The sequence below is a fragment of the Microbacterium istanbulense genome, assembly GCF_037204145.1.
GTDB classification, from domain to species: Bacteria; Actinomycetota; Actinomycetes; order Actinomycetales; family Microbacteriaceae; genus Microbacterium; species Microbacterium istanbulense.
Map to the genome: position 1 here is coordinate 209,370 of NZ_JBBDGN010000002.1, position 23,037 is coordinate 232,406.

General features: G+C 68.5%; 25 protein-coding genes and 1 riboswitch. Of the genes, 14 read left to right on the forward strand and 11 right to left on the reverse strand.

Translation table 11 applies throughout. The annotated features are described in order from the left end of the window. Positions 1-143: 143 nt before the first annotated feature. Positions 144-1,316 (reverse strand): N-acetylglucosamine-6-phosphate deacetylase, encoded by a 1,173-nt coding sequence (gene nagA, locus WDU93_RS03935; protein ID WP_337317755.1) that lies wholly within the window; start codon positions 1,314-1,316, stop codon positions 144-146. Positions 1,317-1,489: 173 nt separating this feature from the next. After that, positions 1,490-1,572, forward strand: a riboswitch (ZMP/ZTP riboswitch). Between the two features lie 37 nt (positions 1,573-1,609). Between nagA and glyA the strand changes: the two genes are divergently transcribed. From glyA to WDU93_RS03995, 12 genes are all read left to right on the forward strand, one after another. After that, the gene (glyA, locus tag WDU93_RS03940) at positions 1,610-2,884 is read left to right on the forward strand and encodes a serine hydroxymethyltransferase (protein ID WP_337317758.1); all 1,275 of its coding nucleotides are present in this window, start codon (positions 1,610-1,612) and stop codon (positions 2,882-2,884) included. After that, a complete protein-coding gene (locus tag WDU93_RS03945; RefSeq protein ID WP_337317759.1) occupies positions 2,881-3,759 on the forward strand; it encodes a bifunctional methylenetetrahydrofolate dehydrogenase/methenyltetrahydrofolate cyclohydrolase in 879 nt (292 codons plus the stop codon). The genes glyA and WDU93_RS03945 overlap by 4 nt, the downstream gene beginning before the upstream one ends. An 81-nt stretch (positions 3,760-3,840) precedes the next feature. Continuing rightward, the gene (locus tag WDU93_RS03950; protein WP_337317760.1) at positions 3,841-4,518 is read left to right on the forward strand and encodes a GntR family transcriptional regulator; all 678 of its coding nucleotides are present in this window, start codon (positions 3,841-3,843) and stop codon (positions 4,516-4,518) included. Positions 4,519-4,608: 90 nt separating this feature from the next. Next, entirely contained in the window at positions 4,609-5,388 is a 780-nt protein-coding gene (locus WDU93_RS03955) for an MBL fold metallo-hydrolase (RefSeq protein ID WP_337317761.1), read from the forward strand. A gap of 22 nt (positions 5,389-5,410) precedes the next feature. Continuing rightward, positions 5,411-6,196, forward strand: coding sequence for an NAD-dependent epimerase/dehydratase family protein (locus WDU93_RS03960; protein WP_337317763.1), 786 nt, complete (start codon positions 5,411-5,413; stop codon positions 6,194-6,196). Beyond that, entirely contained in the window at positions 6,193-7,182 is a 990-nt protein-coding gene (locus WDU93_RS03965; protein ID WP_337317765.1) for a phosphoglycerate dehydrogenase, read from the forward strand. The genes WDU93_RS03960 and WDU93_RS03965 overlap by 4 nt, the downstream gene beginning before the upstream one ends. Next, complete coding sequence (locus WDU93_RS03970) at positions 7,179-7,985, forward strand: hydroxypyruvate isomerase family protein (protein WP_337317767.1); 807 nt, start codon at positions 7,179-7,181, stop codon at positions 7,983-7,985. Before WDU93_RS03965 ends, WDU93_RS03970 begins: the two co-directional genes overlap by 4 nt. Continuing rightward, on the forward strand, positions 7,982-8,644 hold the full coding sequence (locus WDU93_RS03975; protein WP_337317769.1) for a hypothetical protein: 663 nt from the start codon (positions 7,982-7,984) through the stop codon (positions 8,642-8,644). The genes WDU93_RS03970 and WDU93_RS03975 overlap by 4 nt, the downstream gene beginning before the upstream one ends. Further along, positions 8,641-9,876: a 3-oxo-tetronate kinase gene (otnK, locus tag WDU93_RS03980; protein WP_337317772.1), complete on the forward strand. Its 1,236-nt coding sequence runs from the start codon at positions 8,641-8,643 to the stop codon at positions 9,874-9,876. Before WDU93_RS03975 ends, otnK begins: the two co-directional genes overlap by 4 nt. Then, positions 9,873-10,520, forward strand: a complete 648-nt coding sequence (locus WDU93_RS03985) for a class II aldolase/adducin family protein (protein WP_337317774.1) — start codon at positions 9,873-9,875, stop codon at positions 10,518-10,520. Before otnK ends, WDU93_RS03985 begins: the two co-directional genes overlap by 4 nt. Continuing rightward, entirely contained in the window at positions 10,517-11,194 is a 678-nt protein-coding gene (locus WDU93_RS03990; RefSeq protein WP_337317776.1) for a substrate-binding domain-containing protein, read from the forward strand. The genes WDU93_RS03985 and WDU93_RS03990 overlap by 4 nt, the downstream gene beginning before the upstream one ends. A gap of 55 nt (positions 11,195-11,249) precedes the next feature. Then, positions 11,250-12,236: a nucleoside hydrolase gene (locus tag WDU93_RS03995; protein WP_337317779.1), complete on the forward strand. Its 987-nt coding sequence runs from the start codon at positions 11,250-11,252 to the stop codon at positions 12,234-12,236. Between the two features lie 73 nt (positions 12,237-12,309). Here WDU93_RS03995 and WDU93_RS04000 read toward each other — a convergent pair whose 3' ends face one another. Beyond that, positions 12,310-12,720 carry a cytidine/deoxycytidylate deaminase family protein gene (locus tag WDU93_RS04000; RefSeq protein WP_337317781.1) on the reverse strand — a complete coding sequence of 137 codons (411 nt, stop codon included), beginning with the start codon at positions 12,718-12,720 and terminating at the stop codon, positions 12,310-12,312. Between the two features lie 144 nt (positions 12,721-12,864). Here WDU93_RS04000 and WDU93_RS04005 point away from each other — a divergent pair, with 144 nt between their 5' ends. Then, entirely contained in the window at positions 12,865-14,187 is a 1,323-nt protein-coding gene (locus WDU93_RS04005) for an MFS transporter (RefSeq protein WP_337317784.1), read from the forward strand. A 78-nt stretch (positions 14,188-14,265) separates the two neighbouring features. Here WDU93_RS04005 and WDU93_RS04010 read toward each other — a convergent pair whose 3' ends face one another. Both WDU93_RS04010 and WDU93_RS04015 read right to left on the reverse strand, forming a co-directional pair. Continuing rightward, positions 14,266-14,811, reverse strand: coding sequence for a hypothetical protein (locus WDU93_RS04010; RefSeq protein ID WP_337317787.1), 546 nt, complete (start codon positions 14,809-14,811; stop codon positions 14,266-14,268). A 20-nt stretch (positions 14,812-14,831) separates the two neighbouring features. Next, positions 14,832-15,401, reverse strand: coding sequence for a TetR/AcrR family transcriptional regulator (locus WDU93_RS04015; protein ID WP_337317790.1), 570 nt, complete (start codon positions 15,399-15,401; stop codon positions 14,832-14,834). A gap of 63 nt (positions 15,402-15,464) precedes the next feature. On the opposite strand from WDU93_RS04015, the gene WDU93_RS04020 reads away from it, so the two are divergent. Continuing rightward, positions 15,465-15,941: a DUF4188 domain-containing protein gene (locus WDU93_RS04020; protein WP_337317791.1), complete on the forward strand. Its 477-nt coding sequence runs from the start codon at positions 15,465-15,467 to the stop codon at positions 15,939-15,941. 7 nt (positions 15,942-15,948) lie between these two features. On the opposite strand, the gene WDU93_RS04025 is transcribed toward WDU93_RS04020, so the two are convergent. The 7 genes from WDU93_RS04025 to WDU93_RS04055 all read right to left on the reverse strand — a co-directional run bounded on the left by WDU93_RS04025 (position 15,949) and on the right by WDU93_RS04055 (position 23,036). Further along, complete coding sequence (locus tag WDU93_RS04025; protein WP_337317794.1) at positions 15,949-16,671, reverse strand: DUF6882 domain-containing protein; 723 nt, start codon at positions 16,669-16,671, stop codon at positions 15,949-15,951. 22 nt (positions 16,672-16,693) lie between these two features. Then, complete coding sequence (locus WDU93_RS04030; RefSeq protein WP_337317796.1) at positions 16,694-17,947, reverse strand: MFS transporter; 1,254 nt, start codon at positions 17,945-17,947, stop codon at positions 16,694-16,696. A gap of 62 nt (positions 17,948-18,009) precedes the next feature. Further along, positions 18,010-18,813 carry an HpcH/HpaI aldolase family protein gene (locus tag WDU93_RS04035; protein WP_337317798.1) on the reverse strand — a complete coding sequence of 268 codons (804 nt, stop codon included), beginning with the start codon at positions 18,811-18,813 and terminating at the stop codon, positions 18,010-18,012. Beyond that, positions 18,798-19,583, reverse strand: a complete 786-nt coding sequence (locus WDU93_RS04040) for a fumarylacetoacetate hydrolase family protein (RefSeq protein ID WP_337317800.1) — start codon at positions 19,581-19,583, stop codon at positions 18,798-18,800. The genes WDU93_RS04035 and WDU93_RS04040 overlap by 16 nt, the downstream gene beginning before the upstream one ends. Positions 19,584-19,609: 26 nt before the next feature. Next, positions 19,610-20,776 carry a 3,4-dihydroxyphenylacetate 2,3-dioxygenase gene (gene hpaD, locus WDU93_RS04045; RefSeq protein WP_337317802.1) on the reverse strand — a complete coding sequence of 389 codons (1,167 nt, stop codon included), beginning with the start codon at positions 20,774-20,776 and terminating at the stop codon, positions 19,610-19,612. A 38-nt stretch (positions 20,777-20,814) separates the two neighbouring features. After that, positions 20,815-22,335 carry a 5-carboxymethyl-2-hydroxymuconate semialdehyde dehydrogenase gene (gene hpaE / locus WDU93_RS04050; protein WP_337317804.1) on the reverse strand — a complete coding sequence of 507 codons (1,521 nt, stop codon included), beginning with the start codon at positions 22,333-22,335 and terminating at the stop codon, positions 20,815-20,817. Then, a complete protein-coding gene (locus WDU93_RS04055) occupies positions 22,335-23,036 on the reverse strand; it encodes a GntR family transcriptional regulator (RefSeq protein ID WP_337317806.1) in 702 nt (233 codons plus the stop codon). The genes hpaE and WDU93_RS04055 overlap by 1 nt, the downstream gene beginning before the upstream one ends. Between the last annotated feature and the right edge of the window lies 1 nt (position 23,037).

The window sequence follows — 23,037 nt, forward strand, 5'->3', positions numbered from 1 at the left end:
GGCGGTACGACAGGAATGGTGTCTGTGGGAGACATGACGTCCGGTCGGGCGCGGGAGCCTCGGGGGAGGAGTTCCTGGCCCGGCCGGCTTATCCGTGGGGAGAAGGCCGCCGGCGCTGGGGCGCACGGCGGCCTTCTGGATTCTCAGCGCGTGACGGCTGCGCCGGTCCACACCTCGCGCACGACGAGGGCGGCGTCCAGCAGCACGGCGTCGCCGACGAATCCCGGTTGCAGGGATCCGAGGGTGGCGGCGAAACCGATCGCCCTGGCCGGGGTGGCGGTGAGGGCGGTGACGACGTCGGGCAGATCCACGCCCGCATCGACAGCCCGGCGCAGGGCGACGTCCTGCGTGAGCGTCGACCCGGCGATCGAGCCGGTGTCGTCGGCCCTGGCGATGCCATCGGTCACGGTGACCTTCACCGCGCCGAGGTCGTATTTGCCGTCGGCGCTGCCGGCGGCCGCCATCGCGTCGGTCACCAGCGCGACACGGCCGGGCGCCGCATCGAACAGCAGTTTGATCACGTGCGGATGCAGGTGCACGTTGTCGGCGATGCCCTCAAGGATGACCCGGTGGTCGGCCGCCGCCGTCAACACCGGACCGGGGGCGCGGTGATGGATCGGATGCATGGCGTTGAAGGCGTGGGTGAGGATCGTCGCCCCCGCGTCGAAGGCAGCCTGGGCGATGGCGGCATCCGCGTCGGTGTGCCCGATGGCCGCGGCCGCGCCGGCGGCGACGGTCAGCCGGATCGCCTCGAGTCCGCCGGGAAGCTCCGGGGCGATCGTGATCTGACGCACCGTGCCGCGACCAGCATCGAGCAGCCTGGTCACCTCGGCCGCATCGGGGTGACGCAGCAGGGTCGGCTCGTGGGCGCCGTGGTGACCGGGGTCGAGGAAGGGCCCCTCCAGGTGGCTGCCGAGGATGTCGGCATCCGTCTGCATCATGTCGGCGACGAGGGCAACCTTCTCAGCCAGGTCGTCGACCGACGCGGTCACGAATGAGACCACCGCGCGGGTGGTGCCGTGCGCGCGGTGCATCTCCCGCGCCGTGCGGATCGCCTGCGCGCCGTCGTCGAAAGCTGCGCCGGCACCTCCGTGGCCGTGGATGTCGATGAAACCGGGTGTCAGCACGGCGCCGGATCCGGCGACGGCCATGGCGTCGACCACCCGATCGGCCGGGGCCCACTCGGTGCCGGTGCCTCTGGCGGTGACGACGCCGTCTTCGATGCGCACCCACCCGTCTTCGGTGATCCGTGCGTCATCCACGATGCGGGCGGAATGGACGACGAGTGAACCTCGTGCGTCGCTGCTGTCGGTCATCGGTGCTCCAGGGGCTCTCGGGGGCGGGCGTCGCTGGCCTCAGACTGACACAGCGCCAGGGGAAGCGCCCTGCGTCGTAAGAGTTAAGACCATGAACAAAACCTACTCCTCGTCGTTGTGCGACACCAGATGACGACGCACGATCGTGGGGCCCCCGGGGACTCCGCTATGCTTTTCAGCGTCGCGACTGGCGTCTGGGTGGGTCACCACCGGGGAGCGACCGATACGGAATCGACCGCGCGCCTGGGCCGATGAGGAACCCCTATTTCCCACGTGTCGACAAGGAGATCGCCATGACCGACCCCTACTTCAACGCCCCGCTCTCTGAGGTGGACCCCGAGATCGCCGAGGTGCTCGACCGCGAGCTGAACCGTCAGCGCACGTATCTCGAGATGATCGCCTCCGAGAACTTCGTCCCGGTCTCGGTGCTGCAGTCGCAGGGCTCTGTGCTCACCAACAAGTACGCCGAGGGCTACCCCGGCCGCCGCTACTACGGTGGCTGTGAAGAGGTCGACGTGGCCGAGGAGCTCGCGATCGCCCGCGCCAAGAGCCTGTTCGGTGCCGAGTTCGCGAACGTCCAGCCGCACTCCGGCGCCACGGCCAACGCCGCCGTGCTGCACGCCATCGCCCGTCCTGGCGACACCCTGCTCGGCCTCTCGCTCGACCAGGGCGGTCACCTCACGCACGGCATGAAGATCAACTTCTCGGGCCGCCTATACGACATCGTGGCGTACGGCGTGAACCCCGAGACCTCGACCATCGACATGGACGAGGTGCGTCGCCTGGCCATCGAGCACAAGCCCAAGGTGATCATCGCCGGCTGGTCGGCCTACCCGCGCACGCTCGACTTCGCGGCGTTCCGTGAGATCGCCGATGAGGTCGGCGCCGTGCTCTGGGTCGACATGGCGCACTTCGCCGGCCTCGTGGCCGCCGGCCTGCACCCCAACCCCGTGCCGCACGCCCACGTCGTCTCGTCGACCGTGCACAAGACCATCGGCGGCCCGCGTTCGGGCTTCATCCTCACCAACGACGCCGACATCGCCAAGAAGATCAACTCGGCCGTCTTCCCCGGCCAGCAGGGCGGACCGCTCATGCACGTGATCGCCGCCAAGGCGACCGCGTTCAAGCTCGCCGCGACCCCGGAGTTCAAGGAGCGCCAGGAGCGCGTGCTGCGCGGCGCGGCCATCATCGCCGACCGCCTGGCGCAGCAGGACGTGAAGGATGCCGGTATCGCGGTGCGCTCGGGCGGCACCGACGTGCACCTCGTGCTGGTCGACCTGCGTGACGCCGAGATCGACGGCAAGCAGGCCGAGGATCTGCTGCACGAGATCCACATCACCGTGAACCGCAATGCGGTGCCCAACGACCCGCGTCCGCCGATGGTGACCTCGGGTCTGCGCATCGGCACCCCGGCGCTCGCGACGCGCGGCTTCGGCGACGCCGAGTTCACCGAGGTGGCCGACGTGATCGCCCTCGCCCTGCAGCCGGGCGCCGACGTGGAGGCGCTGCGCGCCCGCGTCGATGCACTGGCGACGGCGTTCCCGCTGTACCCCGGACTGCAGCAGTGACCGCGCAGGTCCTCGACGGCAAGGCGACCGCTGCGGCGATCCGCGCCGAGCTGACCGAGCGCGTGGCGGCGCTGCGCGAGCGGGGAGTGGTGCCTGGCATCGCGACCGTGCTCGTCGGCGCCGACCCCGCCTCGCAGCTGTATGTGGGGATGAAGCATCGCCAGTCAGAGGCGATCGGGATGAACTCGATCCAGCGCGAGCTGCCGGCCGACGCCACGCAGGCCGAGGTCGAAGCCGTCATCGACGAGCTCAACGCCGATCCGGCCTGCCACGGGTACATCGTGCAGTTGCCGCTGCCGAAGCATCTCGACACGAACGCGATCCTCGAGCGCATCGACCCGGCGAAGGATGCCGATGGCCTGCACCCGACAAACCTCGGGCGTCTGGTGCTGAACGTGAACGAGCCGATCCTCACCCCGCTGCCGTGCACCCCGCGCGGCGTGATCGAGCTGTTGCTGCGCAACGGGTACGACCTCAAGGGCAAGAACGTGGTCGTGGTCGGTCGCGGTGTGACCATTGGCCGTTCCATCGGCCTGCTGCTCACCCGTCGTGAGGTGAACGCCACGGTGACGCTGGCTCACACCGGCACGCACGACGTGCCCGCGCATCTGCGCGAGGCCGATGTGATCGTCGCGGCGGCCGGGGTCAAGCACCTCGTCCGCCCAGAAGACGTCAAGCCGGGTGCTGCGGTGCTCGACGTCGGTGTCACCCGCGAAGATCACCCCGAGACGGGTGTGTCGACCGTGTACGGCGACGTCGACCCCGGCGTGGCCGAGGTGGCCGGTTGGCTGTCGCCGAACCCGGGCGGTGTGGGTCCGATGACCGTGGCGCTGCTGATGACGAACGTCGTGGAGGCCGCCGAGCGCGCGTCCTGACGCTGTCGAAACCGCCGCGCGGCTCGCGCTGGCAGGGTGCTCGGGCGACGAGCGATAACCTGATTTCACCGACTCGTGGGAATGGGGAGAACGACCGTGGCCAAGCAGTCGCCGAAAAAGCCGATCGCCGACCAGATGTACACCGTGCTGCTTCAGCAGTTCATGTCCGGTGAACGTGGCGCGGGGGAGAGCTTGAACATCGGCGCCCTCTCGCGCGAACTCGACGTCAGCCAGACGCCGCTACGCGAGGCGCTCGCACGCCTCGAGCACACTGGGCTCGTGCAGCGCGAGGCGTTGCGCGGATATCGGGTCGCCCCCATGATGACTCGCGACGAGGTCGAGCAGCTCATGCAGGCGCGCCTGCTGCTGGAGCCGGAGATGGCGGCCTCCGCCGCGCGCCGAGCGACGGAGGAGTTCCTCGCCGAGTTGCGTGAGAGCGTCGCCGACTTCGAGCGCTCGGCCGAGGTGGCCGACGTCGAGACGGAGGGATTCAATCTCTACTGGCGTTCGGACGACCGCTTCCACATGTTGATCGCGGGCCAGTCGGGCAACGCCTTCCTGGAACTGGCGTACGCGGCGTTGGGTGGTCAGATTCAGCGGTTCCGACTGTTCTCGAAGTTCGGTCGCACCGGAGCGAATCTCGCCGCTCCCGAGCATCAGGCCATCTACGACTGCATCGCGGCCGGCGACGATGAGGGCGCGGCGCAGACCATGCGGCTGCACATCCAGGGGGCGACGGAGCGACTGCTCGGAAGCTGATCCGGCCTTCCGGCCCGGGCAGATCTGGTCTCTTGATCGATTGAGAATCCTATACTATAGTTTGCGTAGGGATCCGACGAGACGAGGGCGATGATGCTGCACGACAGTGACCGTGACGTGGCGCCCCGCGCTGGGTACGCTGCGTACCCGCTCGTCGAGGGGTTTCCGGCCAAGTCGTCCTCGCATGGCGCGTTCGGCTGGTCCAGCCTCTGGCTGCTCGACGACGGTCACCGCCGTGTTCTCGTCGACGCAGGCCAGCCCGCCTACATTCCGCTGATCCACGACGGCCTCGCCCGACTCGGACTCGCCGCCGCCGACGTCACCGACGTGCTCCTGACGCACCTGCACTGGGATCACGTCGCGAACTTCACCATGTTTCCGAACGCCACCACCTGGGTGGGGGAGAGGGAGCTCGCCTGGGCTGCCGAGCAACCCGCCGGCACGAAGTTCATCCCTGACCTGCACGTGCAGGAACTGCGCCGTCGCCGGGAGGGCGTCGAACGGATCCGTGCTGGAGCCGAGATCATTCCCGGCATCCACGCTGTAGCCAGCCCGGGGCACACGCCGCACCACCTGGCGTTCTTCACCGAGAACACCGCGCGGCCCATGCTCTTCGCCGGCGATGCGGTCAAGAACGTGTACGAACTGACCACGCTGCGCGCCGACTCGTCGATGGACGACGAGGCCAGCACCGCCACGATCGACCGACTTCGGTCGCTCGTGAAGGACACCGACGGCTTACTGCTGCCGGGGCACGACGTGGGTCTCACGCTCGCCGACGGGCGACCGGTGCGCACGCACGCGCCGCGCGCCACGATCGGATACTTCGCCGACGGTACCGGCGGCGAGCAGGACCGGAGCATCGGCTGACGCCGAAGACGAGAGGATGCCGATGACCACTGTGTTGTACACCGGAGGTACGGGCCGGATGGGTCGTGTGATCCGCGAAGGCCTGGCCGGCCGTTACGATCGCGTCGTGCTCTTCGCGCGCTCCGCGCCGGAGGGCGAGCTCTTCCCCGCCGAGGAGGTCGTCATCGGCGATCTGGCAGACCTCGATGCCCTCACCGCCGCGGCCCAGGGCATCGACGTGATCGTGCACCTGGGCGGTGTCGCCGATGAGGCGCCCTATGAGCAGATCCGCAGCGCGAACATCGACGGCACCTATCACGTGTATGAGGCGGCCCGCCGGGCCGGCGTCCGCCGCGTCGTCTACGCCAGCTCGAACCATGTCGTCGGGTTCCATCCGGCCGAGGACGTGCTCGATGAGAGCGCCACCCTGCGCCCGGACACCTACTACGGTGTCTCGAAGGCCTTCGGTGAGGCGCTCGCGAGCCTGTATCACGACAAGTGGGGCGTGGAATCGGTGCTCGTGCGCATCGGCACGTTCCGCCCCGCGCCTGAGGACGTGCGTCAACTCGCCCTGTGGCTGAGCTGGCGCGACGGCATCGAGCTCACCCGTTGTGCCATCGAGAGTGGCCCGGTTGGCTGCCAGGTCGTCTACGGCTGCTCCGCCAACACCGATGGCTGGTGGGATGGCTCCGCCGGTTGGGCCGCCATCGGCTACCAGCCGCAGGATGACGCCGCGGCGTATTCGGGCGACGTCGACCGCACCGCTCCCGCGCCGCAGTTCCACGGCGGCGCCTTCACCGCATCCGACTACGAAGGGGGGATCTGGTGAGCACCACCGCATCCACCGATGTCCTGATCACGACCGCGTTCCTGCACCCGGGGGACGAGGTCGACCTCTTGCTCCGCGAGGCGGGGCTCAGCACCCGGCACGAGCCGGATCTGCTCGGCCTGCCCGACGATGAGCGCGAGACCCTGCTCTCCGGCGTGCGGGCGATCATCGCCGGCACGCAGCCGCTGCGCGCGGGCGATGTGGATGCTGCCGAGAAGCTGGAGATCATCGTGCGCACGGGCGTCGGCTACGACAGCGTTGACGTGGCGGCGGCCAGTGCGCGCGGGATTCCCGTGTGCGTGACCGCCGGTGCCAACCGGCAGGCCGTCGCCGAGCACGTCTTCGCGCTCATGCTCGCCGCCGCGCGCCGAATCCCCGAGAACATCGCGAACCTCGCTGCGGGCACCTGGCAGCAGCTCACCGGTCGGGAACTGCGCGGCGCCACCCTCGGCATCCTCGGATTCGGCTCGATCGGCAAGGCCGTCGCCGGACTCGCCCGGGGCTTCGGCATGGACGTCATCGCCTACGACCCGTACTTCGATGAGGAGTACGCGGCCGCCAACGGCGTGCGCCGGGCCGAGCTGGAGGAGGTGCTCGAGAACTCCGACTTCATTACTCTGCACCTGTTCCTGGACGACTCCACCCGCAACCTCATCGACGCCGACCGCCTGGCGAAGATGAAGGATGATGCCATCCTCATCAACACCGCGCGCGGTGGCATCGTGGATGAGGATGCCCTCGTCGCGGCCGTCAGCGGGGGAGTGATCGGTGGCGCCGCGTTCGACGTCTTCGCGTCAGAGCCGCTGCCCCACGACAGCCCCCTGCTGCACACCCCCGGCATCTTGGCCACCACGCACGTCGCCGGCGCCACCCGCGAGGCGCGCGGCGAATCTGGACGGATGGCCGCGGTCAACGTGATCGAGGTGCTCGCGGGCGGGACGCCGCAGTTCGTCGTCAACCCCGAGCGGGAGGCCGTGTCGGCATGATCGTCGAGACCGCATCGGGGCTGCTGCGCCTGGCCGCCAACCTCAAGTGGATGTACACCGAGCTACCGTTCGAGGCGCGCTTCGACGCGGCTGCTGCGTCCGGCTTCACCGGTGTGGAGTTCGCATCGCCCTATGCGCTCCCCGCCGACCGCGTGCGCTCGCTCCTCGACGATGCCGGTCTCGCTCTGGCGCTGATCAACACACCCGGTGGTCCGGCTGGGTCCGCGACGGCGATGGGTGCGGCGTACGTTCCCGGCGCCCGTGCAGAGTTCCGGGCCGGCGTCGAGCAGGCACTCGCCTACGCAACCGTGCTTGGCGCTCCGATCGTGCATGTGATGAGCGGCCTGCGTCCAGCCGACGCCGAGCCCGACCTCGCCTTCGCGACCTATGTCGACAACATCGCCTGGGCCGCCCAGCAGGCCGCACACAGCGGCGTCCGGGTTGCCCTCGAGGCGATCAACAAGCGTGATCAGCCCGGCTACGGGCTCGCCTCGATGGAGACGGCCGCCGCGGTCGCGGAGGCCGTCGACCCCGCGCACGTCGGTGTGCTGTTCGACGTGTACCACGCTCAGGTCGACCGGGGGAATGTGATCGAACGTTTCGAAGCCCTGCTCCCACACGTAATCCACGTGCAAATCGCAGACAACCCGGGGCGCGGTGAACCGGGAACAGGTGAGATCGCTTATCCGCGTGTGCTCGCCGCCATAGCTGAGAGCGGCTACGACGGCTGGATCGGGTGCGAGTATGGTCCGCTCGCCGGAACCGATGCCGGCCTCGGCTGGACAAAGGAGATGAACCGATGAACACGCGCATCGCGTTGATCAGCGCCACACCCCTTGCCATCCCGCCGGCGGCCGACGCCATCGCCGAAGCTCTGCCCGAAGCGACGGTGTGGAACCTGCTCGATGATCGCCTTCTCGCCGACGCGCAGCAGCAGGGGGGTATCACCGCGCCGTTGGCCGACCGGATGGATCACCTCATCGAGCTCGCGCTCGCCGGCGGCGCCGACGGCGTGTTGCTGACCTGCTCGCAGTTCGGCGCCCGCGCCGAGGTGCGCGACCAGGCCGTCGACGGCGTCGCCGTGCTCTCGGCGGACGGACCTCTCTTTGCAGAGACCGTGGCCCTGCGTCCGGAGCGTGTGCTGCTCGTCGCCTCGCTCGACTCCGCGGCCACCGACAGCACCGAGCGACTGCGTGCCGCGTTCGCCGACGCCGGAGTCACGACAGCCGTCAATCCCCTCGTCGTCGCGGCCGCCGCGCGCCCCGCTGGAGCCGACCTCGCGCAGCTGCTCGGTGACGCGATCGCGACCTACGACGACCGGTATGACGTCATCGTGCTCGCCCAGTACTCGTTGGCGCCGGCTGCGGCTGCGCTCGCCGCCCGCTTCGGCACCCCCGTGCTCGACGGTCCGCACGCCGCGGCCCGGGTGTTGCAGGCCGGTGTCGCCGAGGCCACGTCATGATCGGCGTCATCGCCGACGATGTCACCGGCGCCACCGATGTCGCCGCGGCGCTGAGCCGCGCCGGTCTGCGCACCCTGCTCGCCCTGACCCCCGAGCTCGATGACAGTGGCTCCGTCTCGGCGGATGCGGATGCCGTCGTCATCGGGCTGAAGACGCGCTCGATGCCGGTGGACGATGCCGTGCGCCTGAGCCTCACCGCGCTGTCGACCCTGCAGAGCCTCGGCGCGCAGCAGTTCTACATCAAATACTGCTCGACCTTCGACTCGACGCCGGAGGGCAACATCGGTCCGATCACCGACGCGGTGGCCGAAGAGCTCGGTGTCCCTCTCGTGCTCACGACGCCCGCCGCTCCGCTGCACGGGCGCACCGTCTACCAGGGGCACCTGTTCGTCGGCGAGTCGCTGCTGGCTGAGACGCATATGCGCGACCATCCCGTCACTCCCATGCGTGAATCCTCGGCGCTGAGGCTGCTCACCCCCCAGACCACGGGTGAGGTCGAACTGCTCTCCCTCGACGTCGTGCGCGCAGGCGTCGATGAGGTGCGCGACCGCATCGCTGCGGCGCAGGATGCAGGAGTCACCCACCTGGTGGCCGATGCCACCGGCGAGGACGATCTTCTCGTACTGGCCGAAGCGATCGATGGCGCGCCGCTCGCCGCGGGTTCTGCCGGGTTGATCGGTGCGATGGCCATGTGGCATCCACAGTCGGAGGCCGAGATCCCTGCTCCCGCTCCCGGACGCACAGCCATCCTCGCGGGCAGCTGTTCGCGGCGAACGCTTGAGCAGATCACCCACTTCCAGCAGACCGGCGGTGCCTCCTACCGACTCATCGCCGGCGAGGATGAGAGCGCCGAGCAGCTCGCCGAGCGCGCGCTGCGCTGGTGGGACGCGCAGCCCGCCGAGGCATCGGCGCTGATCTACTCGTCGAGCACCGCCGCGGAGCGCGAAGGCACGGATCCTGCGCTGGGCGCGCTGTATGAGAGGGCGGCAGGAGTCATCGCTGCCGGCCTGAACGCGCGCGGCATCCGTCGCCTGCTCATCGCGGGCGGGGAGACGTCCGGCGAGGTGATCAAGGCGCTCGGCACCCAGGTCGCCGTCGTCGGTCGCGAAGCAGCACTCGGAGCACCCTGGATCCACGACACTGCTCACGGGCTGCAGATGGTGCTCAAGTCTGGCAACTTCGGCGATGCGGATCTGTTCGTCGACGTCGCACGTGAAGGTGCGCTCGTATGAGCGGCTCGGTGCGCGACGACATCGTGCGGGTCGCTCATTCGATCCATGACCGTGGCCTCACGCACGGTCGCACCGGCAACCTGGCCGTCCGTGACGGCGATCGGATCCTCGTCACTCCCACGGGGGTGAGCCTGGGCGACGTGGCCGCCGACGAGCTGTCACTACTCGAGGCGGATGGCACGCACGTGAGTGGACCGCGTCCGACCAAGGAGGCGTTCCTGCATGTCGCCATGCTCCGCGAGCGACCGAGCGCGCACGCCGTCGTGCACACCCATTCCGTGCACTCGGCGGCGCTGTCCGTGCTCGAGGAGATTGATCCGGACGACCCGTTGCCTCCCCTCACGGCCTATTACGGCATGCGTGTCGGTCGCCTCCAGCTGCTGCCATACGCGGCGCCGGGTGACCCCGTCGCCACCGCGGCGGTCGAGCGCGCAGCGCGGGCCGGGCACGCCTTGCTGTTGCGCAACCACGGTCCGGTCGTCGCCGGGCCTGATTTGGACACCGCGCTGGACGCGCTGGAAGAGCTCGAGCACACGGCCCAGCTCTTCTTCCTCACCCGGGGTATGCGCACGGCACCCCTCACACCCGATCAGCTGGCGGCGCTACGAAGCCGCACCGACCCCCGAGAGAGCACCCCGAGATGATCACCCTGTACAGCGGACTCGTCGTCAAGCAGCCGCTCGTAGAAACCCTCATCCCTGTCTTCGAGGCGGAGCGCACCGAGGCCGTGGAGACAACCTTCGAACCGACCACTGTGCTGCTGCAGCGGATGGCCGAGGGCGCGCGCCCCGACCTGCTGCTCGGAGTCACCTCGTCGCTTGAACAGACCGCCGCGCAAGGGCTGCTTGACCCTGAGACGATCACCGAGGTCGCCGTCTCGGCGGTCGGCTTCGCCCGCCTCGCCGACTCTCCTGCGCCCGCGAATGCCGGAACCGAGGCGTTTCTCGACTATCTGCTCGGCGCTCGTGCAGTGGCCTACACTCTCTCCGGTGCGAGCGGGCTGCACTTCATGGAGCAGATGCGCCGGCGTGACCTGCTCGGGCGCATCGACGAACGTGCCGTGCGGTTCGAGACCGGCCTGACCGCCGAGGCTGTCGTCGATGGCCGCGCCGACGTCGCCATCCAGCAGGTCAGCGAGTTGCGTTCCGTCCCTGGCGCGCATGTCGTCGAGCCGATCCCTCACGAGCTGCAGTCTTACGGGCGCTTCGCGATCGCCGCGCGGCCGGATGCCCCGCAGGCCGCCCTCGACTTCATCGCCTTGCTCACCAGTGACCGCGCGCGTGCGGCGTTCGCCGAGGTGGGCCTGAGCGCGCCCTGATCAGGCATCGCGCCAGCGGAGCCCCACCGACACATCAGCCAAGGGAAGGTAACCCATGAGAAAAGTCATCGTAGACACCGACACCGGAGTGGATGACGCCCTCGCGCTCCTGCTGCTCGCCGCCGATCCTGACGTCGAGATCCTCGCGGCGGTCAGCGTCTTCGGCAACACCACGGGCGAACGGGCAGCCGACAATGCCCGTTATGTGCTCGACACCGCAGGGCGTCAGGACGTGCCGGTCTACCGTGGCAGCGACGCCCCGCTCAAGGCGGAGCTGCGCCTGAACCCTGGCATTCACGGTGAGGACGGGTTCGGCAATACGGGACTGAGGCCGCAGATCTCGGTGCCCACCGAGCCGGACGGCGTGCAGGTCATCCTCGACCTCGTGCGCGAGCACGAAGGTGAGATCGACTACATCGCGCTCGGCCCGCAGACCAACCTCGCCCGGGCCATCGAGATCGAACCCGACCTGCTGCAGAAACTGCGCAGCACCACGATCGTGGGCACGCTCGGCCCCGCGCTCTACGGCGACACGGAGCCGTGGGCCGATCGTCGGTTCCGGGTCTCGCGCGATCCGAACGTGTCCTTCGACATCGATGCCGCTGAGATCGTCGCGTCACGCCCGGGGGACGTGACCTGGTGCGGCCCCTACGTCACGCGACAGGCGATGGTTCCCGAGCAGTTCTTCCTCGACATCGCTGAGAGCACCGGCCACGCGCCGGCCGAACTCATCACGAAGATCAGCGCGGACTACGCCGGGTTCTACACCCGGTCGTACCCGCAGCCGGACGGTCATCGCACCATGGGCATCAATGACAGTCTCGCGGTGGCCAGCCTGTTGCGCCCTGACCTCGTCGCCGGTGCCGTTCAACGGCCGCTGCAGACCTTCGAGGATCCCCAGACCGGTGACCGCTATCTGGCCGGGGTGCACCCGGTGAAGGGCGAGACGCGTCCGGTGCACCGGGTCGTCTTCGACATGGACTTCGACGGCGTGCTCGAGCTGATCGGTGAGACCCTGCGCCGGCCGCTGCCCTGGCGCTAAACCAGATGCACGCACGAGGAGGGGGCCCGGAAGTCCGGGCCCCCTCCTCGTGTGTGCGCTCGGAGGAGTGTGCTCAGGAGTAAGGGCGCGCGCGCACCCAGGGCATCGGAAGCAAGGCATCCGATGTCACCGCGGTGACATCGTCGTTCACGGACACGAGCACGTGCAGGTCGCGTCCGAACGACGGCACGACCTCGCGACACACGCCGCAGGGATTGATGACGACGGGGCAGTCAGCAGGATCCAGCCCGACGGACACGATGGTCGTGATGGCCTCCTCGCCGGCCATTTTCGCGTTGGCGATCGCGCTGCTCTCGGCGCACACACTCACGCGGGGAGTGGCAAGACTCAGCCCGAGATACACAGCGCCGGAGACCCCGCGGGCGGCGGCGGCCACGCGGTGCAGCGCAGCGTCGTGCGTGCGCAGCAGCAGATCGGATGCCGCCTGGATGAGTTCCTGGTCGGTGGGGGTGAGTGTCGTCATCGTCGTGTCACCTTGTCCTTCGTGATCCTCGTCAGAGGTCTGGTACGACCCCGTCAAATGCTATAGTATAGCGATCACACCCCCTGAAACGTGGCGTCCGCACCCGCTGGCAGTCGCCGCCCCAGAGCGAAGGAGCTCGCTGACATGCTGGAACAAGAGGCCGCGCGAAACGACGCGAGCGCCACCACAGCCGAGGCGCGCAAGCGCGACCGGCGCAACCTGTTCGCCCTCAGTGCGGGGCACGCCCTCGAGTGGTTTGACTGGGCGATGTTCGGGCTGCTGTCCGTCTACATTGGCACCGCCTTCTTCCCCGGGGACAGCCCGCTGTCCTCGACGCTGAACTCCCTGGCTGTCTTCGCGGTCGGCTTCGTCGCCCGACCCATTGGTGGCGTCGTGTTCGGCATGGTCGCCGACCGTGTCGGTCGTCGCCTTGTCATGATCGGTTCGATTGGTGTGACCGCCGCGGCGAGCTTCGTCATCGGTGTGATGCCCACGCACGCACAGATCGGTGTCTGGGCCGGCATCATCGTCGTCGTCTGTCGCCTGTTGCAGGGCTTCGCGGCAGGCATCGAGGCGCCGCTGAGCAACGCGTATGGTCTGGAGCTTGTGCCGAACCGTCCCGGCTACGTCGCCGGATTCATGGCCTTCTTCAACAACCTGGGAAACCTGCTCGCACCGCTCACCGCTTTCGCCACCAGCGCCCTTCTGGGCGCGACCGCGATGGGGGAGTACGGCTGGCGCGTGCCGTTCATCCTCGGTGGCGTGCTCGGTCTGGTCGTCTTGTGGCTGCGCCGGTCGCTGCCCGAGACGCTCATCACCGAGAGCGGAGAGGTCGCCAACAAGGCCTCGACCCGTACCGAAGCCGTCGTCGTCTGGCGCGGTGTCGGCAGCCGCTGGGTGAGTGTCCTCGCCGTCATCTTCATCGTCGGTGCCATCATGGCCTACAACTACACGTGGCTCTCCGGCCTGCCGTCGATGGCCACGGGCACTTTCGGTGAGGACCCGACCGGTGTCTTCGCGGTCTCGACCACCATGAGCATCATCCTCACGCTCGGCGCCATGGTGCTCAGCAAGATCATCGACAAGTGGCCGCTGTCGCGCTGGTTCGTCATCGCCCGTATCGTCGCGATCCCGACCATCTTCCTGGTGCTGCTGTACACCGGCGGTGGCATCGGTTCGCTCGCGGCGGTCATGATCGGCGGCTCGCTCGTACTCGTGGTCAACCTGACCATCTTCAACACGGTCGCCAACTCGCTGTTCCCGCAGTACTGCCGCGGTACCGCGGTGGGGTTGGGCTACGGCATCGGCGTCGCGCTGTTCGGCGGAACCGCCTCGTACCTGTTCGTCTGGTTGCAGAGCATCGGTCTGCACGCCGTCTTCCCGGTGTACATCGCCGTGCTGTGTGCCATCAGTGTGGTGCTGTACATCATCGCCAAGCGCCGCAACGGCATCTTCGTCGGCGAATGATCTGACCCGGTCCAGGGCCGATGACCATGCCCCCCGTGGTCATCGGCCCTTTGTCGTGTCTGGGTGCGCGCGCAGAGGTCAGAGCTCGTCCAGCATCCGGCGCTGTTCGGCCGTCAGCCCGTCGTTGAGCTCGGCGCCGCCCGCGCGCGTCTGCGGCGTCTCCGGTGAGGTCTTAGCCGGAGCCTGCCCGCCGCGCACCTTCGCGTGCGCGCTGTCGTACAGCCGGCCGGCGGTGGCGCTCATCCGGTCGTCGACCCGGTCGTAGATCACCCAGCCGATGAGCAGGACCAGCGGTGGGATGACGTAGCCCCAGAAGAACCCGCGCACCGAGACGCCGCTGAGCCACACCGTCAGCACCCAGAGGATGAGCTCGACGAGGAACACCAGCACATACTGCACGACCTTCTCGCCGGCCCTGGTGCGTTGCGCGGCGGACTTCGCGGCCGAGCGGCGGAACAGCGACGTGAGTGCGGGCTTGAGGAAGAGCGCCGCAAGGGCGAGGATCACGCCCGCCCAGAGCGCGTGCAACCCGACGCGCACGGTGGGCATCAGCAGGCCGATCACCAGGAGCACCACGACAGTGAAGGCGTAGAGCGAGGCGAACCGCACGATCATGTTCTTCATATCCTCAGGCTGACACACGTTCAGGCGGGCCGAAAGCCGCGTTCGATGGTGTCGAGCACCGAGTCGTAGACCGCGTCCCATGGCGCATCCGCGCCGGCGACCCCGGCGAATTCCAGACTCACGGCGCCATGCACCTGCGCCCAGATGGCGAGAGCGGCCCGCGGGGAGTCGGCTTCGGTCGCCAGGCCTCCCTTCACCAGCGCGCGCACGAGTGGCATCATCGACTCCTGCGTCGTCGCAGGGTCGGGGGAGCAGTCCGCGACCGTGAGCATCGCACCGCCGAACATGAGTCGGTACAGCGCCGGGTTATGCAGCGCCCACGAGCGGTAGGCGACGCCGAGCGCGCGCAGGCCCTCGGGTTCGGCCATCGCCTGCGCGCGGCCGAACGACGTGAACCCATGCTCGATGACCGCTGTGACCAACTCGGCCTTGCCTCCAAAGAGCGCGTACACCGCGGATGTCGACGTGCCGGCGGCCTGCGCGGCGTCACGCAGGCTGAGGCGCGCGGGCCCCTTGCGGTCGATAATCTCGGCGGCAGCGTCGAGCAGGCGCACCCGGAGCGCCTCGTCATACACAGGGGGTCTTGCCATGGCGTCGATTGTATCGTAACGTCGTTTCGTAACGTTGTTACGGAATCAGGAAAGGTGAGAATCATGGCACAGGAAGTCTTCCCTGGACGGTTCACGGCGGCGCCAGAGCGCTCAGACATCACCGTGTTCCTCATCGGGATGCGCGCGAACCGATGGTGGAAGCTGGGCCGGGTGTGGCGCACCGCCAGCCAGATGGCACCGATGATCCGCCACCTCATGGAGCATCCCGAGGCGGGGCTGCTCGGCGCGCACAGCTGGTTCGGGCGCACCACGCTGCTGCTGTCGTACTGGGAGAGCCCCGAGCACTTGCAGCGGTTCGCCGCCGACCGTGACGCGCCTCACCTGGCCGCCTGGCGCGAGTTCATGCGCACCTCGATGGGCAGCGGTGACGTCGGTATCTGGCACGAGACCTATCAAGTGCCGATCGTCGACATCGAGACGGTCTACGGCGACATGCCCGCGTTTGGCCTGGCCGCGGCCACCACCCGGGTACCCGTCACCAAGGGACGCAACACCGCGCGCCAGCGCCTGGGGCGCTGAGGCCAGCTCAGGCTTGGGCGCCCAGCTGCGCCTGGATGTTGGTGATCCGGGCGAATTCGTCGAAGCGGAACGTCGCGCTCCCGGTCGCATCCGACACGGTCGCGCCGGTGAACTCGGCATCCGCCCAGTCCAGCTGCCATCCCGCGAGGCGTGCGAGATCCCACACCGAGGTGCGGGGGTCGCTGAGGGTGAGCCCGGAGAGGATGCGGGGCAGCGCCGTCAGCGCCGTTGCGACCGTCAGCGATGCCACCACGCCGTCGAGCAGCAGCACAGCGCGCGTGCCGCCGACGTTGGCCGAGAAGTAGGGGGACTGCCCGCTGATCTCCACGGCCGCGCCGCCGATCACATGCGCGAATTCTGCGATCCAGGCCTGCAGATCGTCGCCGGTGTCATCAGGGAACGCGACCTCCGGGGCGGTGAGAGCGGTGACACCGTGCTGCTCGCCGTACTCCCGCATGCGGGTGGTCACCCCGATCGGATCGCCCTGCGGCAGCGCCCACGACCACATCAGCGAGCGGGGGCCGGGAGCGATCGACGCGACCAGGTGCGCTCCCGCGACGAGGGTGCGTGCCGGGTCGGCATCCGAGACGAAGGTCACCGTGCCGGCAGACAGGTCAACATCCCAGCGGTACGGGCCGAGGGCTTCGGTCGCGGTGGCGAGCTGATCCTGGCGCAGGGCGGTGAACAGGGCGGCACGGTCGGCGAGGGATCTCAGGGCTTCGACGCTCATGCCCCCAGTCTCACGCACCAGGCTATGAATTCGCACCCTCGCGCACGCGGCTGGTGTCGCTCGCAGGGCTCACCCGTCCCATGCGCCACACGCTCGGCACCAACAGGGTGGCCAGGGCGACGGCCGCGTAGATGGCGGCCGATGCGGTGAGCACGGTGGCGGGGTCTGCGCGCGTGATCAGCCATCCGTAGACGAGGGTGCCGATGGGCATGACCACGAAGCTGCCGAGCATGTCGTAGCTCGACACGCGTGAGAGTTTGTCGCCGGGGATGTTCTCCATCATGGCCACGTTCCAGCCGGTGCTGAACACCTCATGGCCGAGGCCGGCGAGGAAGGCGGCGGCCGCCACCGCGAACACCACCGGATGCGCCCCCAACAGCACCAGCGGGAGGGCGAATGCGGCCATGCCGATCATGCCCCACCGCAGCGGCCGACGCAGCGGCAGCCACATCAGCACGAGCGTCATCAACAGCACGCCCACGCCCTCGGCGCTGAGTACCCAGCCCCAGCCGGCGATGCCGAGGCGCTCATCGTTCTTCGCGATGTACGGGCCGACCACGCCCCACGCGCCGATGTGGATGGCGTTCATCACCATGAAGGCGAGCACGATCGTCCACAGCCAGCTCCGGCTCCAGAATTCGCCCCATCCCACGCGCAGGTCGGCGAACATCGAGAAGGTGCCGGTGCCGGCCGGCGGAGGCAGCTTCACGAGGGCGAGTACGGGGATCGCGACGAGCCAGCCGGCCACCTGCACGACCATCGCCCACGCCGGACCGACCGTGGTGACGAGGATGCCGGCGATGATCGGCCCGCCGATGACCACCGCCGATCGCACGAAAGACAGCATCGCGTTCGCCTGCTGCAGGGTCTCCGGGCGGGTCAGCTGCGGGATGATTCCCTGCATGGCCGGCAGCACGAACGCGGTCGAGGCGCCGTTGACCGAGGCAAGAGCGACCATGACGGGCACGGTGGCGGTGCCGGTGAACAGCAGTACCGCGATCGCTCCGATCGAGAGGATGTCGACCACGTAGCAGGTCTGGATCACCAGGGCCCGCGGCAGGCGATCAGCGACAACGCCTCCGAAGAGCACGAAGACGATGTTGCTCACCGTGAACGCCGTGAGCACGTACGACAGTCTGGCCGGATCGTTGTCGATCTCGAGCACGGCGAAGGCCAGGGCGATCGCCGACATCGAGCCGGTGATCATCGTGATCGCACGGGCAAGAAAGAACCACCGGAAATTGCGGTCGCCCATCGCCGCGAAGGTACGACTCATTCGAGGGGCTCCGGCTGCGGCATCCTTTCATCCAATCATGCGCACCAGGGGCGCACCGGGAGTCAGTAGCTCGCGCGCTCGCCGCCCTCTGCCGTAGGCAGGAATCGCGCCGCCAGTGCCTCGGATGCACGGGCGAGCAGGGCCACGTCGGCGCCCACGGCGACGAAGTCGGCGCCTCGGGCCATGTAGTCGTCGGCGGCTGCCGGATCGAAGGCGTTCACACCCACGGGCTTACCCGCCTCATGCATGACCGCGAAGACGCGCGCCACCGCATCGAGCACCTCGGGATGCGTCTGCTGACCGATCAGACCCATCGACGCGGCGAGGTCGCTGGGGCCCACGAACACGGCATCCACCCCGTCGACCGCGGCGATCTCTGCTGCCGCCTCGACGCCAGCGGTGTTCTCGATCTGCACGGTCAGCGACGTGTGCGTCGAGGCATCCTGCAGGTAGCCGTCCACGCGGTTCCAGCGGGCGCTGCGCGCCAAGGCGCTGCCCACCCCGCGCACCCCGAACGGCGGATATCGCACCGAGGCGACGGCCGCCCGCGCCTCGTCGGCCGATGACACCATCGGTACGATCACGTTCTGCGCGCCCAGATCGAGCACCTGCTTGAGCGCCACGGCATCGTTCGAGGGCACCCGCACGACCGGCGTGACGGGATACCCCGCCACGACCTGCAGCTGTACCTGCACCGACTCCAACGAGTTCGCCGAGTGCTCCATGTCGATCAGCAGCCAGTCCAGGCCCGATCCCGCGGCGATCTCGGTGACCAGCGGGCTGCCGGTGCACGCCCACATGCCCACAAGCGGGCGACCCGAGGCATCCAATGCCTCACGGAATGACGGATCTAGACGAAGCGGCATTCGATCACTCCCATCTCGCGGTAGTCGCACCGCACGACATCGCCGCGCGAGACCCACATGGGCCTGGTGAACGATCCTGCCAGGATGATCTCGCCGGCCTCGAGCCGCGCGCCGTGCTGGTGGAACTTGTTCGCCAGCCACGCCACCCCGGTGGCCGGATGCCCGAGCACGCCGGCGGCGACGCCGGTCTCTTCGATCTCGCCGTTGCGCGAGAGAACACCGGGCACCCAGCGCAGGTCGATCTCATCCGGGCGCTTGTGCACGTCGCCGAGCACCATCGCGCCATACGCGGCGTTGTCGCTGATGGTGTCGACGATCGTGCGCCCCTCCAGCTCGATGTGCGAGTTGAGCACCTCGAGCGCCGGCACCGCGTAGTCGATCGCCGCGAGGGCATCCTCGAGCGTGCAGTCAGGCCCCTCGAGAGGCTCCTTCAGCACGAAGGCGAGCTCCACCTCGATGCGCACGTTCGAGAAGTGGTCGACCGGGATCTCGGCACCAGACGCGTACACGGTGTCGTCGAACATGACGCCGTAGTCAGGCTCGGTGATGCCCGTCGCCTGCTGCATCGCCTTCGACGTGAGCCCGATCTTGCGCCCCACGAGCCGACGGCCGGAGGCGATCTGCGCATCGCGCCACACGCCTTGGATCGCGTAGGAGTCCTCCACAGTCGCCTCGGGGTGTCGCGCCGTGATCCGCGTCATCACGCCGTGCGTCCGGTCGGCTTCGGCCAGCTCTGCGGCGAGCGCCTGAACGGTCTCAGGTGACAGCATCCGTCATCCTCTCCTCGTACTGCTGGTCAGAGCTGGTGGCCCAGCTTGTACTCGCCCTGCTTGTACTCGGGCATCGACTCTTCGCCCTCGTCGCGACGGGTGTACGAGAAGCCGTCGGCGCCGATCGTGACGGCCATTTCGGAGCTGTCGGTGCGTGCGATGACCGGCTGCGGGTTGCCGTCGAGGTCGAGCACGAGCGAGGCGTCGGTGTACCAGGAGGGCACCACCGGGTTGCCCCACCAGTCGCGGCGCTGGTTGTCGTGCACGTCCCAGGTGATCACCGGGTTGTCCGGGTCGCCCGTGTAGTAGTCCTGCGTGTAGATCTCGACGCGGTGACCGTCGGGGTCGCGCAGGTAGAGGTAGAAGGCGTTGGAGACGCCGTGGCGACCGGGGCCGCGCTCGATGGCATCCGACCGCCGCAGCGCGCCGAGCTTGTCGCAGATCGCGAGGATGTTGTGCTTCTCGTGCGTCGCGAACGCGACGTGGTGCATGCGCGGGCCGTCGCCGCCGGTGGCCGCCGTGTCGTGCACGGTGGGCTTGCGTCGCATCCAGGCGGCGTACACGGTGCCCTCGTCGTCCTGGATGTCCTCCGTGACGCGGAACCCGAGGTCCTGATAGTGGCGCACCGCGCGCGGCACATCGGGGGTGACCTGGTTGAAGTGGTCGAGGCGCACCAGCTCGCCGGGGGTGTGCAGGTCGTAGCGCCACGACAGGCGCTCGACGTGCGTGGTCTCGAAGAAGAACTCGTACGGGAAGCCCAGCGGGTCGACGACGCGCACCGAGTCGCCGATGCCCATCACGAAGCCCTCGGGGTTGCGGCGCACGTCGCAGCCCAGCTCGGTGTAGAACTCGACGGCGCGGTCGAGGTCTTCAGCCGAGCGCACCCGGTACGAGAACGCGGCGACCGCGGCGACCGGGCCCTTGCGGAGTACGAGGTTGTGGTGGATGAACTCCTCGGTGGAGCGCAGGTAGATCGCGTCGTCGTCTTCTGCGGTCACGTAGAGACCGAGCACGTCGACGTAGAACTGGCGGGATGCCGCGAGGTCGGTCACCACGAGTTCCATGTACGCGCAGCGCAGGATGTCCGGCGGCGTCGCGGTCGGAGTGCTGACCGGGTTGTCGGAGTGGATCGGTGCCTCCTGGCTCACGTAGTAGCCGGAGGAGGTGAGGGTCATGTCGTCACGGTTTGTCATGTCAGCGTCCTTGCTTGAGATCGGATGTGGGGGTGGGCTCAGCGCGGGTCGGGGTCGTCGAGGTCCTGCTTGCCGAATGCCGGGTTGTGCGGTTCGCCGAGGGTGATGTGCACGCTCTGCTGATCGGTGTAGAAGTCGATCGAGCGGTAGCCGCCCTCGTGTCCGAGGCCCGACGCCTTCACGCCGCCGAACGGGGTGCGCAGGTCACGCACGTTGTTCGAATTCAGCCACACCATGCCGGCCTCGACGGCCTGCGCGAAGTTGTGCGCCCGCTTGAGGTCGTTGGTCCAGATGTACGCCGCCAGCCCGTACCGCGTGTTGTTGGCCAGGGCGAGGGCCTCTTCCTCGGTGTCGAACGGGGTGATCGCCACGACCGGGCCGAAGATCTCCTCCTGGAAGATCCGTGCGTCGGGTGCCACGTCGGCGAACGCGGTCGGAGCGACGTAGTTGCCGGTGGGGAAGCCCTCCGGGCGGCCGCCGCCGGCGATGAGGCGCCCCTCGCCCTTGCCGATCTCGACGTAGCTCATCACCTTGTCGTAGTGCTCGGGGTGCACGAGCGCACCCACTTCGGTGGTGGGGTCGTGGGGGAGGCCCACCTTGACCCGCTTGGTGAGAGCGGCGAACTTCTCGACGAACTCGTCGTAGATACCGCGCTGCACGATCACACGCGAGCCTGCGGTGCAGCGCTCACCGTTGAGCGAGAAGACACCGAAGATGCAGGCGTCGACCGCGGTGTCGAGGTCGGCGTCGTCGAAGACGACAGCGGGGCTCTTCCCGCCGAGCTCCATCGACAGGCCCTTGAGGTACGGGGCCGCGTTGCCGAAGATGATCTGCCCGGTGCGGCTCTCGCCCGTGAACGAGATGAGCGGCACGTCGGGGTGCTTGACGAGTGCGTCACCGGCGTCTTCGCCGAGGCCGTTGACGAGGTTGAACACGCCCTGCGGCAGGCCCGCCTCCTCGAAGATCCCCGCCCACAGCGATGCCGACAGGGGCGTGAACTCGGCCGGCTTGAGCACGACCGTGTTGCCCGTCGCGAGCGCGGGGGCGAGCTTCCACGACTCGAGCATGAACGGGGTGTTCCAGGGCGTGATGAGCCCGGCGACGCCGATCGGCTTGCGGTTGACGTAGTTCATCTGCTTGCCCGGCACCTTGTAGGCGTCGTCGGCCTGCGCGACGATGAGGTCGGCGAAGAAGCGGAAGTTCTCGGCGGCACGGCGGGCCTGACCGAGAGCCTGAGTGATCGGCAGTCCCGAGTCGAAGGACTCCAGCTCTGCCAGCCGCGCGTCACGGGATTCGACGATGTCGGCGATGCGGTGCAGCACGCGGGAGCGTTCGCGGGGCAGCATCCGCGGCCAGGGGCCTTCGGTGAACGCGCGAGCCGCGGCGGCGACGGCACGGTCGATGTCGGCCTTCTTGCCGGCCGCGGCATGAACGTAGGTCTCGTTGGTCACCGGATTGAGCACCTCGAAGGTGTCGCCGTCGATCGAGTCGACGAACGCGCCGTCGATGTAGTGCTGGATGCGTTCGGGCAGGTCTGCCGGGGTGTACACGTCGGTCATCATCGTCCTTCTGTCGTGGTCGGAGGGTGAGGGGTGTCGGAATGCCGCGCCTCGAGGAACGCGTCCAGGGTGCGCAGGCGGTGGTTGCGGGTGGTCATCTCGATCTCGAGCGGGTCGGCCCCGTCGCGGATGAGGTCGAGGATGCGATCGTGCTCGTCTACCGAGTGATGCGGGCGGCCGGGGATCAGCGCGAAGGAGGTGTCACGCAGGCCGGCGAGCCGTGACCAGCCGCGGCCGACGAGATCGAGGATGTGCGGGTTGGGGCAGTGGTCGAACAGCACCTGATGGAACTGCTGGTTCAGCTGCGTGTAGCGGTACGCGTCGAAGTCGTCGAGCAGCCTGCGCATGCGGTCGTTGATCTCGGCGGCCCGGAGGAGGTCGTCGCCGCTCAGGTGCGGCGCCGCGAGGCGGGTGGCGAACCCCTCGACCAGGCTCAGCGTCTGCATGGTGTGCACGTACTCGTCTTCATCGACGACCGAGACCCGGGCGCCGACGTTCTTCTCGAAGGTCACCAGCCGTTCGGCTTCGAGCCGGCGGATGGCTTCGCGCACGGGCACGACGCTCATCTGCAGGTCGGCGGCGATCGAGCCCAGCACGAGGCGGTAGCCGGGGCCGAACTCGTGCGCGGAGATGCGCTGGCGGATCCAGTCGTAGGCGACCTGCGACTTGCTGCCGGCGAGCACCGCATCCGGAGGGGTCATC

What these genes read in the sequence shown, in the direction of transcription:
- nagA (WP_337317755.1), bottom strand. Translation starts at nt 1,316, where the DNA reads ATGACCGACAGCAGCGACGCACGAGGTTCACTCGTCGTCCATTCCGCC.
- glyA (WP_337317758.1), top strand. Translation starts at nt 1,610, where the DNA reads ATGACCGACCCCTACTTCAACGCCCCGCTCTCTGAGGTGGACCCCGAG.
- WDU93_RS03950 (WP_337317760.1), top strand. Translation starts at nt 3,841, where the DNA reads ATGGGGAGAACGACCGTGGCCAAGCAGTCGCCGAAAAAGCCGATCGCC.
- WDU93_RS03955 (WP_337317761.1), top strand. Translation starts at nt 4,609, where the DNA reads ATGATGCTGCACGACAGTGACCGTGACGTGGCGCCCCGCGCTGGGTAC.
- WDU93_RS03960 (WP_337317763.1), top strand. Translation starts at nt 5,411, where the DNA reads ATGACCACTGTGTTGTACACCGGAGGTACGGGCCGGATGGGTCGTGTG.
- WDU93_RS03970 (WP_337317767.1), top strand. Translation starts at nt 7,179, where the DNA reads ATGATCGTCGAGACCGCATCGGGGCTGCTGCGCCTGGCCGCCAACCTC.
- WDU93_RS03975 (WP_337317769.1), top strand. Translation starts at nt 7,982, where the DNA reads ATGAACACGCGCATCGCGTTGATCAGCGCCACACCCCTTGCCATCCCG.
- otnK (WP_337317772.1), top strand. Translation starts at nt 8,641, where the DNA reads ATGATCGGCGTCATCGCCGACGATGTCACCGGCGCCACCGATGTCGCC.
- WDU93_RS03985 (WP_337317774.1), top strand. Translation starts at nt 9,873, where the DNA reads ATGAGCGGCTCGGTGCGCGACGACATCGTGCGGGTCGCTCATTCGATC.
- WDU93_RS03990 (WP_337317776.1), top strand. Translation starts at nt 10,517, where the DNA reads ATGATCACCCTGTACAGCGGACTCGTCGTCAAGCAGCCGCTCGTAGAA.
- WDU93_RS03995 (WP_337317779.1), top strand. Translation starts at nt 11,250, where the DNA reads ATGAGAAAAGTCATCGTAGACACCGACACCGGAGTGGATGACGCCCTC.
- WDU93_RS04000 (WP_337317781.1), bottom strand. Translation starts at nt 12,720, where the DNA reads ATGACGACACTCACCCCCACCGACCAGGAACTCATCCAGGCGGCATCC.
- WDU93_RS04005 (WP_337317784.1), top strand. Translation starts at nt 12,865, where the DNA reads ATGCTGGAACAAGAGGCCGCGCGAAACGACGCGAGCGCCACCACAGCC.
- WDU93_RS04010 (WP_337317787.1), bottom strand. Translation starts at nt 14,811, where the DNA reads ATGAAGAACATGATCGTGCGGTTCGCCTCGCTCTACGCCTTCACTGTC.
- WDU93_RS04015 (WP_337317790.1), bottom strand. Translation starts at nt 15,401, where the DNA reads ATGGCAAGACCCCCTGTGTATGACGAGGCGCTCCGGGTGCGCCTGCTC.
- WDU93_RS04020 (WP_337317791.1), top strand. Translation starts at nt 15,465, where the DNA reads ATGGCACAGGAAGTCTTCCCTGGACGGTTCACGGCGGCGCCAGAGCGC.
- WDU93_RS04025 (WP_337317794.1), bottom strand. Translation starts at nt 16,671, where the DNA reads ATGAGCGTCGAAGCCCTGAGATCCCTCGCCGACCGTGCCGCCCTGTTC.
- WDU93_RS04030 (WP_337317796.1), bottom strand. Translation starts at nt 17,947, where the DNA reads ATGAGTCGTACCTTCGCGGCGATGGGCGACCGCAATTTCCGGTGGTTC.
- WDU93_RS04035 (WP_337317798.1), bottom strand. Translation starts at nt 18,813, where the DNA reads ATGCCGCTTCGTCTAGATCCGTCATTCCGTGAGGCATTGGATGCCTCG.
- WDU93_RS04040 (WP_337317800.1), bottom strand. Translation starts at nt 19,583, where the DNA reads ATGCTGTCACCTGAGACCGTTCAGGCGCTCGCCGCAGAGCTGGCCGAA.
- hpaD (WP_337317802.1), bottom strand. Translation starts at nt 20,776, where the DNA reads ATGACAAACCGTGACGACATGACCCTCACCTCCTCCGGCTACTACGTG.
- hpaE (WP_337317804.1), bottom strand. Translation starts at nt 22,335, where the DNA reads ATGACCGACGTGTACACCCCGGCAGACCTGCCCGAACGCATCCAGCAC.
- WDU93_RS04055 (WP_337317806.1), bottom strand. Translation starts at nt 23,036, where the DNA reads ATGACCCCTCCGGATGCGGTGCTCGCCGGCAGCAAGTCGCAGGTCGCC.